Genomic DNA, 14,981 nt, shown 5'->3' on the forward strand with positions numbered 1-14,981 from the left:
TTTAGGAGGGAACCGCTCGCAAACCTCCACTCCTGAGGCGCACGGCGGGCTTTCGTCCCGCAAAGCCAAAAGGCCTCCGGACAAGAGGGCCGGGATTCTCGGAGAAGTTCCGTGTTTGGCAAGGGGGAAAGTAGGCTAAAAGGAGGCAGGCGCCGCCATCCGCACCTCAAACACCGTCTCGTCCTCTCGCGAACTGACGAGCCGCAGCTCCGCTCCGTTCGCACGGGCAAGCTCGGTGGCGATGTTGAGGCCGAGGCCGAAGCCGTCGGTCTGCCGGGTGTGGGCCTTGTCCCCGCGGAAGAAGCGCTCGAAGAGGCGTTGCTGATTCTCAGCCGGAATGGCGGGGCCGGTGTTGGTGACGGTGAACACGATCTGCGTGTCCTGTTTTGATAGGTGCAATGTGACGCGGCCTTGAGGGCGGTTGTATTTGATGGCGTTGCTCAGCAGGTTTTGAAACACCTGCTGCAGCAGCGCGCGGTCCGCATGTACGGTGATGCCGGGCTGGATGTGATGTTCCAGTGTCAGCCCGGCCTGCTCGCAGAGGATTTCCCCGTCTTCGATCAGGCGTTCGAGATCAAGGCTGAGGTCGTAGCTCTCCGGATGCGTGGGCAGGCGCCCCGCATCTGCCTGGGAGAGCAGCAGCAGGCTTTGCGTGATCTGTTTGAGGCGCGAGGCTTCGGAAAAGAGCGAGACAAAGCGCTCGTGCTCCTCACTGCCGGGAGCGGCGTGGCGCACCGCGTCATCCAGATCCGCCAGCATGATGGCCAGCGGGGTCTTCAGTTCATGAGAGGCGTCAGCGGTGAAGCGCACGGCCTGCTGGAAGCTGCCTTCAAGGCGCTGCATCATGCCATTGAGCACCTCGATGAGCTGGGTGAACTCGCGGTTGTCATCGCGCTGCACGGGAATGCGCTCGGCCAGATCACTCGCCGTGAGGCGCTGGGCGGTGCTCACCACGCGTTCCAGCGGCCGCATCGCCTGCCCGGAAGTCCATAGCGCACCGAAGCCGGCCAGCACCAGGCCCAGCGCTCCCGCACCTACATACCACCAGGCCATGCGGTTGATCTCGGCATAAAAATCTGTGAGCGAGAGACCGATGAAGATGGTGTACGTGGGGCTGCTGAAAGCCCCGAAACGCCAGTCGATGCCGCCGGAGCGCGCGGTGAAAGTGGTCGGCTCGCGCACCATGGGCATCTGCGGGCGGAAGGGCAGATCACCACGCTCCTGCGGAGGTGGCGGCCTGCCAAATCCCGGCGTGCCGAGCAGATCGTCAAAGTCCCTGTCTCTGCGTGGTGGCGGAGGTTCGCGTCGTCGGCCATTGGGTGGGCCGGGGCCTCCGCCAGGGGGCGCGACTGGCGGTGCTCGGCCGATTTCCTCCTGCGTCGGGAAGCAGCTGCGGAAGTACACATTCAGATCTTTGGGGGCGTTGGGCGTGGCGAAGAGGGTCTTGCCCTGCGCATGTTCCTGCACCACCAGCACGGCATGGGTGGCATTGTGCTCCGCTGAAGTGCCAAAGACGAGGTCGGCGATCAGTTTGAACTGATCATCCGTCGTGTAGGGGTCGATGCGGTTCCACACCCGCTGAGCGGGAGCGATGATGCGGTCATCCACACTGCGTTCCAGCGTCTGGCTGGCATACCACCAAGCAGCGGCACCAAAGCCCGCCACTAGCGTCCCTGCGACGATCATCGTCTGCAGGGCCAGGCGGATGCGGAAGCTGCGGGTGTTGGCCGGGGCGCTCATGCAAGGAGGTGAACACCCAGACTCTCATGCGGGGAGCGAGGATTCGCACGAAGATAAACGCCTATTAATGTCCGTCCGCAGTCCTGTGTCATGCACCGCTGCTCCAATGCATGGGTAACCACCCCACACCGCCATGCACCTTGGAGAAGACCACGCCAGCAGCCACACCACGGATTCATCCGCTTGCAATGCCACCTCAATGCTCTACAGCCGCCACTGGCCTGTGCTCTGCGCCTTTGCACGGGCACGCGGATGCGAGGTTCACGATGCCGAAGACGCCGTGCAGGAGCTGTTTGCCAAACTCGTGGCCCAGGGTCAGCACGAGCGTGCCGCGGCCATCGTGGATCATGGCGAGCAGGCGGCCTTCCTCTTTGCCCGCCTGCGCACGCACCTGATCAAGCGCTGGCAGCACCGCACACGGCAGCGCCGTGGAGGTGGCGTGGTTTGCTTCTCGTTGAGCGATGAAAACGGCGGCAACATCGACTTGGTTGATTCGCGTCCGTCTCCAGATGGAGAAATGGACCGTGAGTGGGCCAGGGGCGTGATCGAGCGCGCACTGCATTCATTTAACCTCGAACTTCACGCTCAGGGTCGTGGCGAAATCTGGGACCGCCTTGAGGAAAACATCGTCAAAGGCTGCCGTGCCGCACGTCCGCAGAGTGGCGCACTGCGCACTGCTCTTCACCGTGCGAAGCGCCGCCTGCGCGCGCTGATCCTGGCCGAATGCCGCGAGGACGAAGGCATGCTGCATGCCGTGCTGGCATGAGCCGGCACCCTCACAGGCTCAGCGGAAAATGCCGCGTTTCGGCGGAGATTCTTCGAGATGCTTTTTCGCCTCCTCGGCACGGAGTCTTTCCGCCGTGTCCTTGTACCAAAGCGGACCGTTGACCTTGAAGTTGTAAATCAAGTCACGGAAGTCGGTCATCAAACGCTGGTCATGCATCAGCGCTCCCAGCAGACCTTTACCGGAGGAAATGTTGGCACCGACCACCGCAAATGTGTCGGCGGCCTTTTTGATCGACTGCAGGGATTCATCGGCAGTCGCCATCAGCTTGTCAGCCTTGGCGATGGCGGGGTCGAGTTTGTCAAACATGGGGCCGAGTTTTTTGCTCGACTCCTCCATGTTTTTGGCCGCGCCTTTGAAACTGGTGGCGGCGTCCTTGAGCTCCGCGAGCGCGGTCTTCAGGGTCTGTGCGTTTTCCTCGCCCAGCACCTTGTCATCCACACGCTTGAGTGTGTTGTTGAGGTGTTCCATGCCCTCCTTGAAATTTAGAATCGTGGCATCGGAGAGAGCCTCTTTGTTCACCTTGCCCATGGCCGACTGGACATCTTTGAGAGCGACGCGCACGTCATCCAGCACCACATCGACTTTTTTGCCGACCTTCTCCGCCTGGCTCTGCAGGTCGTTCAGGCCGCCGCCTTTTTCACCTTCGATGATCTTGTCATAATCATGCGGCAGAAACACATCCGTTTGTTTGCCGGTGGGTTTGATTTCCACCAGCGCATCTCCCATCAGACCGGCTGAACCGATGCCAAAGGTCGCATCAGCGGGGATCATGACGTCTCTGAAGAGTTCCAGATCAAGAATCACTCCGGTGAAGGTTTCGTTGAGCTGCGGTTTTTTGTCCACCTTGCCCACGCGCGAGCCACCGAGGAACACGGGCGATCCTTCCTTGATGCCGGAGGCGTTTGGAAAGGACACCTGCAGATGGTAGGTGTCCTTGAACACTTCGCGCACGCGTCCGAACATCAGAATGAGGCCACCGAGCAGAAGCAGTCCGACGAACAGAAAGAGTCCGACGAGCATTTCGGTTTTTTTATCGCTGTCGATCATGAGATGGGAAGAATGAGGGTGAAAAAGGGCGGGTTCAACCGGTGATGTCGGAATGGCCGTTGATAAAGTCCTGCACGACTTGATCGGTGGACGCACGCAGTTCCGTGGGAGTTCCCAGAAAACGGATCTGGCCACGGTAGAGCATGGCCACACGGTCGGCGATCTTGAAGACGCTGCGCATGTCGTGGGTGACGATGATGGACGTGATTTTGTAGCGGCGCTGCATGCGCAAAATCATCTGGTCGATGACGTCGGCGCCGATGGGATCGAGACCGGAGTTGGGCTCGTCATACAGGATGCACTCGCTGTGGTCGATGATCGCACGCGCGATGCCCGTGCGTTTGCGCATGCCCCCGGAAAGAGCGGTCGGGAATTTATGCCGGTGCTCGTCCAGATCCACGGCCTGCAGGGCTTCACGCACGCGGCGGTCGATTTCCGCCCGGTCGCGCACACCGTGCTCCAGAAGCGGGAAGGCCACGTTTTGCTCGACCGTGAGATTGTCGAAGAGGGCGGCGCCCTGGAAGAGCATGCTCACCTTCTTCCGGATGGGGGCCATCTCACGTTCCTTCAAACGGTTCACATGAACGCCATCCACGTAGATCTCCCCGCTGTCCGGTTTGATCAGGCCGATGATGTGTTTCAGAGTCACCGTCTTGCCCTCACCGCTGGGGCCGATGATGCAAAGCGTCTCACCATGCTTGAGCGTGAGGTTGATGTTCAGCAGCACCTGCTGGCTGCCAAAGCGTTTGCAGACGTTTTTCAACTCAATGAAAGCATGCGGGCTGCCGTTGTCAGAGGCAGGGGCGGAGGCTGGAGTCGTGCCGGTGGTTGGTTCAGCCATGACTTAGACAGTGCCGATGGGGAAGACGTAGTTGAGCAGGATGGAGAGGAAGAAATTGACGATGAGCAGCACGAGCGAGGAGATGACCACCGCACGGGTGGTTCCCAGACCGACGCCGACTGCGCCGTTTTCAGCGGACAATCCCTGATGGCATGAAATCAAAGTGATCAGCATGCCAAACACGAAGCCTTTGATCATGCCGATGCTGAGATCCTCCATGTTCGTGTGATCGAGCATGTGAGTGAGGTACCATGCGGAGGGCATGTCATAGCCGAAGCTCGTCACCAGGTAGGAGGCGAACAGGCCGAAGGAAATGCTTTCTGCCACCAGGAAGGGCATGGAGATCATCATCGCCAGGAAACGTGGCAGGACGAGGAAATCGACCGGATGCACGCCCATCACGCGCAGGGCGTCCACCTGTTCGGTGACTTTCATGGTGCCAATGTCAGCCGCCATGGCAGCGCCTACGCGGCCTGCCACCATCAGCCCGGCCAGCACCGGCCCCAGCTCACGGCAGAGCGCCACGGAAACCACGGCGCCCACGGTGGTTTCAAAGCCGAAGTCCTTGAACTTGGCGTAACTTTGAAAGGTGAACACCGCACCGGTGAAGGCACCGGTCACAATCACCACCGCCTGTGAGCCATAGCCGATGGCCACGATCTGCTGCGCCACCAGCTTGAGCCGCCACACGCCCGAACGAACAGCAATCGTCAACTCGCGCATCAAGTCTGCGAGCTGTCCGAGATAGACTAGAAAATGTAGGAAGGTGCGGCCCGGTAAGACCAGCAGGCCTGAAGGTAAATCCATTACGCTTTCATCATCGCATGTTGTGGCATGAAGGCAAATTAACCGAGATCCTTGGAGACGAAAATGAAAAGCCCCGTCTGGAGACGATCCAGACGGGGCAAAGGTATTGAACGACTGCTTGTAGCAGCGAATGCTACTGCGGCGGCACGCGGAAGAGCTTGCCGGTGTAGGGGCACTTGACTTCCATGCCCACGGGAAGGCCGGTCACATCCACCAGCTGATGCTTGGCGGCAAACGGGCTGTTCACGAAGCCAGGGCGTCCGGCGATAGGGGAACCGTAAGGCAGCTCGGCCACTGGGGCGGCGGGAGTTGTCGGTGCCACCGATGGGGCGGAGGGCGCTGTCGTGGTCATGGCGGCCACGTTGCTGTTAGGTGCCACAGGTGTGGTGCGTGGGCGCTCGGGCGCTGCAGGTGTCTTTGGACGATTCGCCGCGACGTTGGATGGGGCGGCGGTCACGCTGCCCGGAACCAGGAAGGGACGCTGCGTGTAAGGGCACACCACTTTGGAGCCAGCAGACATTCCGCGCACATCCACTAGGCGTGGTGGATTGGTGAAGGGAGTGCGAACATAGCCGGGGAGGTCTGGCACTGCCTGCGCCACAGGCATCGTGGATGCATTCAGCATCGCAGGAGGTGGTGTCGCGGGACGATCAGGACCCACGATCGGGCTGGGCGTCTGCACTGGCGTCGTGCTTTTTGCCAGCGTCGGTGATCCATTGGTGGCTCCAAGCGGACGACTTTCGTGTCCCATGTAGTAGGTGATGAGCCCACGACTCTGGATCGCCTGCCATGCCTCACGGGGAGGAACGGCACAGGATGCCAGCATGAGCGTCACAACACTTGTTGCGACGAGATGAACCGGGGAATGAGGTGCTTTGGACATAGGCGTGGCGACGGTTAATTTTAAAGTGGCATTCTCATTTTAACGATCTTTTTAAATTATGCAACAACAAGGATGGTAATGCTGCGCAACAAAATCCATCTTTATTAAAATAACAATAATATCATGCCTGCCTTGTATATCTCGCTGAGATGTGCGCTTTTGACCTCATGCAATGGCGCATCATCACTGTTGGAAAGCCCGGTCACCCGTGGGTTAAAGAGGCTGTGGATCTCTATTGGAAGAGACTACAGCACTACAGCCATTTCGAGCATGTGGTGATTAAAGAAGCTCCGCTGGAGCGGGTGGAGAAGCAGATCGAGGCCGCTTGTGCCGGTGATCTTTGCATTCTGCTGGACGAACGCGGGAGGCAATTGCGCAGCGTAGAGATGGCGAAATGGATCGAAAACGAAGAGGTTTCCGGCCGCAAACGCATCTGCCTCGTGATCGGGGGGGCGGACGGTCACTCCCCGCAGTTTCGTGCCAAGGCCAAAATGGCCTGGTCCCTTTCCACCCTCACCATGCAGCATGATATTGCCTGGGTGATGCTGATGGAGCAGATCTATCGTGCTTATACTATTATTCGCGGGGAACCCTACCACCGGGAATGATTTCAGCAGGCTTAAGGATCAAACTTGCCTCCCGGCGCGTTTATTGCTGAACTGAGACGCAAATCTTCGCACTTTCGCCTTGCTGATAACTTGGGAGAACCTAAATTTCAAATTTTCTCAACTAATCGCGACATGTCATCCTCGGTCCTTAGAAACGTCATTCACCCCAAGGCGCAGTCCGCGCCTCTGGAGAAGGCGCGTGACGAGGCCCAGGACCCGCGCACTGGAGTTCAGGGCGGCCCAGAAGCCCCCAAACACGAATCGGAGGACATGGAGCTGGTGCTGGGTGTCCTGGTGGAAAACGCCCCGGTGGCCATGGCCATGTTTGATCGTGGCATGCGCTACATGCTGGCCAACCGCCAGTGGATCACGGAATTCGGCCTGCAGCAGGTGCAGCCGCTGGTGGGTAAGAGCCAGTATGAAATTTTTCCCGGCCTGCACCCAGGCTGGAGACAGGTCTATGAACGTGCCCTGCAGGGGCACATCGTCCGCAGCGAGCATGATTCACTCAGCGGACCTGATGGCCAGCATCTGGTCTACCGCTGGGAAGTGCGGCCCTGGCGCAAGAAGCGTGACGCCGCTGTCGGCGGCCTGATGGTCACCTGCGAGAAATTCAGCTCGCCACAACCTACAGGGGAGGATGCTGTCAAATCAGCTCCTGCCTCGGAGGATCAAGACAGCTCCCAGCCAGTGGCGAAAACGCCCGATCCGCTGGACTGCTCCATTCCGATGCTGATCCTCAATCTGGACGGAGCGATCCTGCGCGCCAACGTCGCCGCTGCGCATCTGACCTTGGACAAAGGCATCCAAGAGGGCACCACCTGCTTTTGGGAAGTGTTCGGTGAAGGCCGGGACTACAGCGCCCTGCGTCAGCAGACGCTCGATGCACTCACCCGCGTGGCGCTGGCTCACTCACCGGTTCCGGTTTATATCACCACGCACAAGGATTCCTCCCCGGATCCTTCCGTCCCTTCCCGCTGGCTGGTTTCAGCTCTGGCACGAAAAGGGGCGGATGATTCCCCACGCCAGGTCATGGTGATGGGCTTTCCAGCTCCGCCAGCTGCGGAAATCGTGCCTCGCTTCATTCCGCCCATGGCTCCTCCTGCGCCCATGGTGCTTCCCCCTCCCCTTCCTGCGGCAGCGCCGGTGGATGATGCCGCACAGCAGCGTTTGGAAAACGAGCTTTCGCGTGCAAGGCAGGAGTTGCGCACTCTCGCCGAAGCGCAGCAGGCCTTCGGCAGGCGTGAGTCCCGCCTGCGCAGCTATCTTGAAGGCATTCCCTGCGGAGTCTTCGTTTTGGATGAACGCGGCATGCCAGTGTATCAGAACGAAGGTCTGGCCAAACTGCTGGGGCGTCCGCTCGAAGCGGATCAAACCGTCGAAAGCTGGCTGGCTCACGCGTGCTCCACCGAGGAGCATCGCGCGCAGGTCGTGCTCGCCTGGCGTGAAAGCGTCTGGCGGCGTCAGTTGACGCGCACCGTGTCTCTGGCCACGGCGGACGGCCTGCTCAAAGAACTCGAGTTTCATCCCATTGCCCTGCCCGGCGGGGGACTGCTCGTCAGCATTCAGGACGCCACCGAGCACACCCGTCATGAAGAGCAGCTCCGCAGCATGGAGGCCAAGCTCCGCACGCTCATGCAGGGCAGTCCCATCGCCATCGTGATGACGGACAAGGCCGGCGTTATCTTCGAGGTCAACCAGCATGCCGAAGAACTTCTCGGCAAGGCCAAGTCCGAGCTGCGGCGCTATCCGCTGGATGCCTGGCTGGATCCTGACAGCGCCACCGCGCGGCGTGATGCTCTGCGCTCCCTGCAAAACAGCGGACGTCAGGCGGAGGCGCTGGGAGTTCGCATCAAGCGCATCGATGGTTCTTTCTCGCACGCCATCCTGCACCTTGCGGCCGTTCCAGATGCGCAGGGGGAAACCCATTGCACCATCCATTACCTGCAGGAGGTCCATGAAGCCGTGGCCCCCCCCCTGGCAGAGCCAGCGTTTTCCGCCGCACCCTTTTCCCAGGCACCTGCCGCAGCTTCCCGGCCGGCCAGCGTCATCCTGCTCACCACGGATGCGAATGGCCGTGTGCGCACCTGGTCGGTGCATGCCCAGCAGTTGTTCAGTCTCGAGGCCGCCGCCGCCATTGGCCGACCGCTGCATCAGTTTTTCCGCCCTTCAGACGCCACCGGTTTTTTTGCAGATCTCGCCGCACAGGCAGCCCATCCTCAGAGCATCGTTCAGCGTCCGTTTTTCGGCGGGAATGGCAAACGCGGGGAAGTGGAAACCAGCGTGCGTGTGCTTGAGGAGGGCGGGGTTGAACTCAGCGCCCACTTCACGGCCGAAGTCGAAAATTCAGCCGTTCCTCCGCTGCCTGCCGCGATCCTGAAAGCCGCCATCCCGCTGGCTTTCCAAGTGGTGTCGCCTTCCAGCCAGCGCTGGCCGGTGGTTGACCTCGAGCGCGAAAAGCTCCTGCTCACCGAGACGCATCATCGCATCAAGAACCATCTCCAGATCATCTCCAGCCTGCTGAACATGCAGATCAATGGGGTGAGCGATCAGGATGCCCGCAATGCCCTGCGCTCCAGCCAGAACCGCGTGCGTGCCATCGCCGCACTGCACCAGCACTTGTATCAGGTCGCTCTTGGAAAGGGTGACACCTTCAGCGATTTTTCGCGCGATCTCGTCGCGCATCTGCGTGAATGTTATGAGGTGAAGGCGGACCAGATCAAGGTGCATCTGGAAGTGCAGGAAGGCCCCATAGAGCAGGAGTGGCTCATGCCGCTCGCGCTCACGCTCAATGAGGCGCTTTCGAACTGCTTTGAGCATGCCTATCCGCATGGCCGCAAGGGCTTGATCACCGCCACGCTGACCTACACCCAGGGCAGCGGCGAACTCGTCATCAGTGACGATGGCGTGGGCCTGCCCTCCGACTTCCATCCCGGTGAAGGCGGCGGCCTTGGCCTCAAAATCCTCGCGGTCTTCGCCGATCAAATGCGCGGCCAGCTCTTTGTCCGGGGCAATCCCGACCAAGGCACCGAGATCAAGCTGCGTTTCCCGCTGGCAACGCCCGAAGGTTAAACCTTCGGCGTAGCATATTCCTTTTGCCAATAGCGGCGCTGTCGTGACAATGCGGTGTGCTGATCCCACCCACGGCCTGCCTGTGCCTCCTGGCGTTTTTAACGCTTGGTCTTTCGGATGTCCTCGCGCAGCCCGTCACCACTCGCACGGACAAAGTCGCCGAACTGCTCAATGACTGGTTTGCCAAAGGCACAGCGGCGGGGCTCCAGGCCATCACGTACGAGAATCGCGACGGCCAGCATTCGCCCCTGAACACCGCGCAGTATCCGCAGCTGCAGGTGTACAAAGGGGCCGAGAATGAAAAAGGTGCCGCGACAATGATCCGCCCCCAGCCGACTTTGGGCAACTGCTCCATGGCCTCCGGCGCCACGCAGATGGGTTGCCTGCCGCGGATCATCACGATGGACCCCGGGGGCAATCTTTTCCTCGCCAAGCAGTACCTCTCCAACAACCTCTTCATCTATCCTGAACACCAGGACTACGACATTGGTGCCAATGGACAAGGTGGCGGTGGCTATGGCGATCTCCTGCCGCTGAACACCCCCTGCCTGCTCATCTCCCAGGGCTCCTCCTTCACCGATCAGCCCTTCCTCAAGGCCCTGCTCTCCGCCACCGCCGCCTTTCCGCCGGACACGCAGAAGCTCCTCATCGAAAAGCGTCTGCTCATGCCCACGCTGCAGTCCATCTTTCGCCGCTCGAACACGGCGGTGCAGACACCTGAGGACTACTTCACCGGCAAAGCCCATCCGCCTGTCTTCGACGGCATGCAGATCGATGAGGAAAAAATGGTGCGCATCGCCCATGAAATGACGCTGGCGAAAATCCCGCCGCTCGTGCTGATGCGTGTCATCGAGGAAACCAAGATCGAGCCCGGCAAGAACTTCTTCGAGCTCGCAAATCCTCATCCCTGGAAGCTCTCCGACACCCCTGTATCCATCGCCCGCATCCTGCGTGGCAATGAAGCCGAGCACGGCATGCTCATCGGTTTTGATAAAACCATGAACCTCTTCAAAGCCCCGCTGCAAATGCGCGCCGTCGTGTTGCAGGGAGATCCGCGCTTCGTCCACATCGAGTCCGAACCCGGCGGCGATGTGATGCGCCTCCGCATCCGCTGGGAGCCGCCCGTGATCACCGCCACCGGCATCCGCAGCCATCGTATCGACATCGGCATCTTCGCCGACAACGGCTCCAGCATCAGCGCCCCCGCCATCATCAGCTTCTACATGCTGCCCAACGAGATGCACTTCTACGATGAGAAGGGCCGTGTCTCTGAAATCCACTACCAAACTCACAATCCAGACTTCGGTCTGCCCGTCACGGAAACCGACCCCCGCTGGGTGAAGATCCTGCTCGCCTTCAGCATGAAGGACACCAACCTCCGCAGCCGCCTGCTTGATCAAATTCTCACGCCCGATGAACGCAGCGGTCTGCAGCAGCATTACGTCGTGCTCAAACCCCTGCTCGATGCCTTCACCGCCATCGAAAACGCCGACAAACGCAAAGACGAGGCCGCCCAGCTGCGTGCAAAACTCGGCGAGTCCATCAGCTCCGCCTTGAAGAAAAAAGTCGCGGAAAAATCCGATCTCACCTTGCGCGCCACCATCGACAAAGTGCTCAACGCCATCGCCGCCTTTCATCCCTTCTACCTCGGCTCCCAGCGCGAGCTCGATGCACTCGCAGCCGCTTCGCCCAAAGCCACCGCTGTCGCCGATGTCCGCGCAGAGCTTCACCGCCTCATCATGCAGGGCGTTCTCGTCGAGCAGGCCTCCGGGCAGATCGACACCATGTCCCCGCCGGAAAAGCTTTCTCTCGGCGAGCGCTACATGCTGCGTGGCCTGAACCTCACCCTCCTCAGCCAGGTGCTCTTCCCCGACGTTCTCGACCGTTCCACCGCACCCGCCTACGTCAGCCCGCGCCTCACCACACTCAAGCAGTGGCGCGATGTCTATCGCTACGATCCCGACTCCGGCGCACTCAAAGGCTGGATCCGCTACGCCGACTCCCGCATCGCCAACTTCGACGCCGAAGGCCGGCTCCTGCCTGACGGCCCGCAAGGCAAGCCCATCCCCGTCCTTTATGTCATGAATGAAAAAGGAATGCTCACCTGGCGTCCTCAGCCCGAGCCAGCGCCGGTGACTTCGTCCTCGAAGTGATTTCCGCATCTAGCTGGGATGCTCCCATTTGGACTGCGGTTGCGGAGTGAGGAACGAACGCAGCTGCCGTTTTCGCAGGTCGTGCCAGCAGCCTTGCCTCAGTCATAGCTCAGCACATCGTGCATCTTCCACGACATGCGTCCCTTGCTCACTCCATCTTCGCTCCACCGCCGCAGGTCCAGCTCCTCAAAAGGCTCCAGCCATTTCAATGCCGCCTTCAATTCCCCTGCGCCTCCGCTCTGCGCCCGCACCGTCGCAAACGCCTTCAGAAACTCCCGCAGCTTGGTGATGCTCAGCTTCACCCGCATTCCCTTGGCAGGACTCGCGTTCGGCTGCTTGAGTACTTCGGCCAAATGACTCTGCTGCACACGTGATGTGCCAAGCATGAAGAGTCGATCATTCAGCGACGCACACGGCCCCAGCTCTCTCGAATCAAACGGCAGCTCATAGCTGTAGCTCGTCAGCTCACCACTCCGCTTCACCACCACTTTCGGCAGCTCGATCGGTTGCGGTGAAGGCACGTTTTTCAGCAACGTCTGCAGCGCCGTCTCCATGTTATCCCACGACACCCCGATCAACGGGCGGTTCTTGATCTCATGCACACTGGCAAAGCGTGGCACCGGCACCGCTTCACCTCCCGGTGGCAGGCCCGGCAGCAGCGGCATCTTCCCGCCGATGTCGAGGATGAAAGCCCCGTCTCCGCTCAGCGCCTTCTGCCAGATCGTCTTAGTCCCATCATACACGGCGATGACGCTTGGCAGCACCGCGAGATCCGCCAGCTTGAACATTTGCGCAGACTGCTCCCCGCCCACACCCGCCTTGACCAGTTCATGCGCCGTCGCATGCAACGCACGCATCCACGCTTCAAAATAAGCTCTCCCCGTTCCAGCGTCCGACCCCTGCCCGCTCACGCCAAACACCAGCTCCGGTTCATCCAGCAACGCCGAGAACTGCGATGCCTTCGCCAGCTCTGCGGTTTCCGCTGCCGAGGTCCCGCCGGCCATTTCCATCTGTAGCCCGCCGTCCCACCATGCCACGGCCGCGCCGTTTGTGTGCTCGTTGCGGTAATAAGCGCGCTCCGCCGCCGCCAGCTCGATCACCTGCGGCTCCAGGGCGCGCGCCACGCCTGAAAAAATCTTCTCCCGCTGCAAGCCCGCCATCACTCCCCGCACGATGGGCTGAAACGGGTGGTCCGATTGCAGCACGTCCAAGAACACGCCGTCCCAGCACGTGATCAGACCCAGGCCCTTGAGCGCATTCGCATCCAGCGTGCGCAGCTCCGGCCGCGCCAGCAGCGATTCTTCCACCGAGTTGGCCAGTCGGATTTGATCCTTCGATTTCCCCACCGCCACATACGCACGCTGAGTGCCCAGGCCCAGTGCCAGCACCCACTTCTTGCGTGCCAGCACCTCCAGGCCACGCGCCATCCGGTCCTTCATTTCCGGCGTGATCCCCGGCACGGCCTGCGCCAGCAACTCCAGCCACTGCCGCCGCCGCTCCGTCGTCAGCACCTGGTCCATCGCGATCTCATTCACCGTGATCTTCTCCCCCTGCGCCGTCACGATGCGCGACTGCGGCGCATCTCCCAGCCAGTCTGCCAGATGCAGCATGTCGCTCATCCGTTTCAGCACCTGCTCCGGCTCCGGCGATGCCACGCCGATCATCACCGGCGGCATTTCAAAGCGCTCCAGCAGCAAGATCAGCGCCTCCAGTACATCGGGGTCGCGCAGCGCGGCCTCCATCAGCTTCTTCGCATCAAAACTCGTCCCCAGACCCGCCAGCATCCCGCCGCTCATCATGCCGCGATACGCCGTCTCGTTGTAGAGGTCGTTCAACTGCCGCAGCAGCACCAGGCTCTTCACGCTGTCTTTGCCAAAAGCAATAAACGCCTCATCCACTGTCACGCTGTTCGTCTTGTCAGGAGTCGGCGCCTTGTCTTCCAAAAACGCCATCATCTGCCCCCACCAGCGCGAGGCCTTAAGCGCCTCCACATGTTTCTTCAACTGCACGCTGCTCACGCAAAACTCCACATCCACCGGCACGCGGCCTGCCAGCCCCAGCCGGTCAGCCTCCGTCAGCAGCGTGGGCATCACCACCACCGGAGCTTCGGTCTTGGGCTTCGCAGCGGCCTTTTTCTTCCCGCAGCCGCACAAGAGCAGCATCACGGGAAGGAGCAGGAAGGACGAAATTCGAAAGCCGCGCCCCACGAGTCGATGCCTCACCCCGGTGGCATTCGGGCTTTGGCACGGCTTCGTCATTTTGTTTTTGTCATGCGTCATTTCAGCGCCGCATACACCCGGTGCACATCATCATGTCCATCCAATGTTTGCAGGAAATTCGTCACTTCTTCGCGCTGCTCATCCGTCAGCTCCGGGTACTCTTTCGGTACGTAGCTCATTTCAGAGGTCGTCACCACCCAGCCCGCCGCCTTCAGCGCCTTCGTCACCGCGTCCAGCGTCGTCGTCTGCGTGAAAAAGCGCGCGCCGATGTGGCCTGCCGCTTCTTCATCCTCGACCTCCATCGGCTCCACATTCTCCGCTTCGGCATTCAGCGCAGCCTCCTCGATGTCCAGCGACTTGTCCGCATGGTGCGCCTCGATCAGGCCCACATGGTCAAACATCCACATCACCTTGCTCATGGTGCCTGCACGGAACAGCACCTTGATGTCCGAGGCCGTGCGGTTGTTGTTGTCCGTCAGGCATTCCACGATCACCGGCACCCGGTGCGGCGTGAAGCCCTCATACGTCGTCGTTTCATACTGCACAGCATCCGGCCCGGTGCCCGAGCCCTTCGCGATCGCACGTTCGATCGTTTCCCGCGTCACACTTTGCTTCTTCGCGACCGCCACCGCCGCCGCCAGTCGGGCATTGTACTCCGGGTGCGGCCCGCCCAGCTTCGCCGCCACCTGGATTTCACGCACCAGCTTGCCCGTGATCTTCCCCTTCTGGTCTGCGGCCATTTCCCGCCATTTCTGTTTCCATTGTGCGCCCATGATGTTGTCTTTCAGTTCAAAGTTAGACCGTAATCAAAGGTGGGAGCCGTG

Annotated in this window: 11 protein-coding genes; 4 read left to right on the top strand and 7 right to left on the bottom strand. The window is 60.6% G+C overall.

Annotated features, from left to right (window positions below; all coding sequences use genetic code 11):
• Positions 1-135: 135 nt before the first annotated feature.
• Positions 136-1,740 carry a sensor histidine kinase gene (locus AC24GY_RS05820; protein WP_487681088.1) on the bottom strand — a complete coding sequence of 535 codons (1,605 nt, stop codon included), beginning with the start codon at positions 1,738-1,740 and terminating at the stop codon, positions 136-138.
• A 133-nt stretch (positions 1,741-1,873) separates the two neighbouring features.
• Between AC24GY_RS05820 and AC24GY_RS05825 the strand changes: the two genes are divergently transcribed.
• A complete protein-coding gene (locus AC24GY_RS05825; protein ID WP_487681090.1) occupies positions 1,874-2,506 on the top strand; it encodes an RNA polymerase sigma factor in 633 nt (210 codons plus the stop codon).
• Between the two features lie 18 nt (positions 2,507-2,524).
• Here AC24GY_RS05825 and AC24GY_RS05830 read toward each other — a convergent pair whose 3' ends face one another.
• The 4 genes from AC24GY_RS05830 to AC24GY_RS05845 form a co-directional block, all read right to left on the bottom strand.
• Positions 2,525-3,574 (bottom strand): MlaD family protein, encoded by a 1,050-nt coding sequence (locus AC24GY_RS05830; protein WP_422321456.1) that lies wholly within the window; start codon positions 3,572-3,574, stop codon positions 2,525-2,527.
• 34 nt (positions 3,575-3,608) lie between these two features.
• A complete protein-coding gene (locus AC24GY_RS05835) occupies positions 3,609-4,415 on the bottom strand; it encodes an ABC transporter ATP-binding protein (protein WP_422321457.1) in 807 nt (268 codons plus the stop codon).
• Positions 4,416-4,418: 3 nt separating this feature from the next.
• Positions 4,419-5,222 (bottom strand): MlaE family ABC transporter permease, encoded by an 804-nt coding sequence (locus AC24GY_RS05840; RefSeq protein ID WP_487681093.1) that lies wholly within the window; start codon positions 5,220-5,222, stop codon positions 4,419-4,421.
• Between the two features lie 133 nt (positions 5,223-5,355).
• Complete coding sequence (locus AC24GY_RS05845) at positions 5,356-6,048, bottom strand: hypothetical protein (RefSeq protein WP_487681095.1); 693 nt, start codon at positions 6,046-6,048, stop codon at positions 5,356-5,358.
• A 224-nt stretch (positions 6,049-6,272) separates the two neighbouring features.
• Between AC24GY_RS05845 and AC24GY_RS05850 the strand changes: the two genes are divergently transcribed.
• The 3 genes from AC24GY_RS05850 to AC24GY_RS05860 all read left to right on the top strand — a co-directional run bounded on the left by AC24GY_RS05850 (position 6,273) and on the right by AC24GY_RS05860 (position 11,938).
• Complete coding sequence (locus AC24GY_RS05850; RefSeq protein ID WP_487681097.1) at positions 6,273-6,713, top strand: 23S rRNA (pseudouridine(1915)-N(3))-methyltransferase RlmH; 441 nt, start codon at positions 6,273-6,275, stop codon at positions 6,711-6,713.
• A 132-nt stretch (positions 6,714-6,845) separates the two neighbouring features.
• Positions 6,846-9,785, top strand: coding sequence for a PAS domain-containing protein (locus AC24GY_RS05855; protein WP_487681099.1), 2,940 nt, complete (start codon positions 6,846-6,848; stop codon positions 9,783-9,785).
• A 56-nt stretch (positions 9,786-9,841) separates the two neighbouring features.
• Positions 9,842-11,938 carry a hypothetical protein gene (locus AC24GY_RS05860; RefSeq protein ID WP_487681101.1) on the top strand — a complete coding sequence of 699 codons (2,097 nt, stop codon included), beginning with the start codon at positions 9,842-9,844 and terminating at the stop codon, positions 11,936-11,938.
• A 98-nt stretch (positions 11,939-12,036) separates the two neighbouring features.
• Here the strand turns inward: AC24GY_RS05860 and AC24GY_RS05865 are convergent, their stop codons facing one another.
• Complete coding sequence (locus AC24GY_RS05865) at positions 12,037-14,196, bottom strand: hypothetical protein (RefSeq protein WP_487681103.1); 2,160 nt, start codon at positions 14,194-14,196, stop codon at positions 12,037-12,039.
• Positions 14,197-14,213: 17 nt separating this feature from the next.
• Positions 14,214-14,930 (bottom strand): YebC/PmpR family DNA-binding transcriptional regulator, encoded by a 717-nt coding sequence (locus tag AC24GY_RS05870; protein WP_422321464.1) that lies wholly within the window; start codon positions 14,928-14,930, stop codon positions 14,214-14,216.
• Positions 14,931-14,981: the final 51 nt, after the last annotated feature.

The organism is Prosthecobacter sp. Pr1, assembly GCF_057652315.1.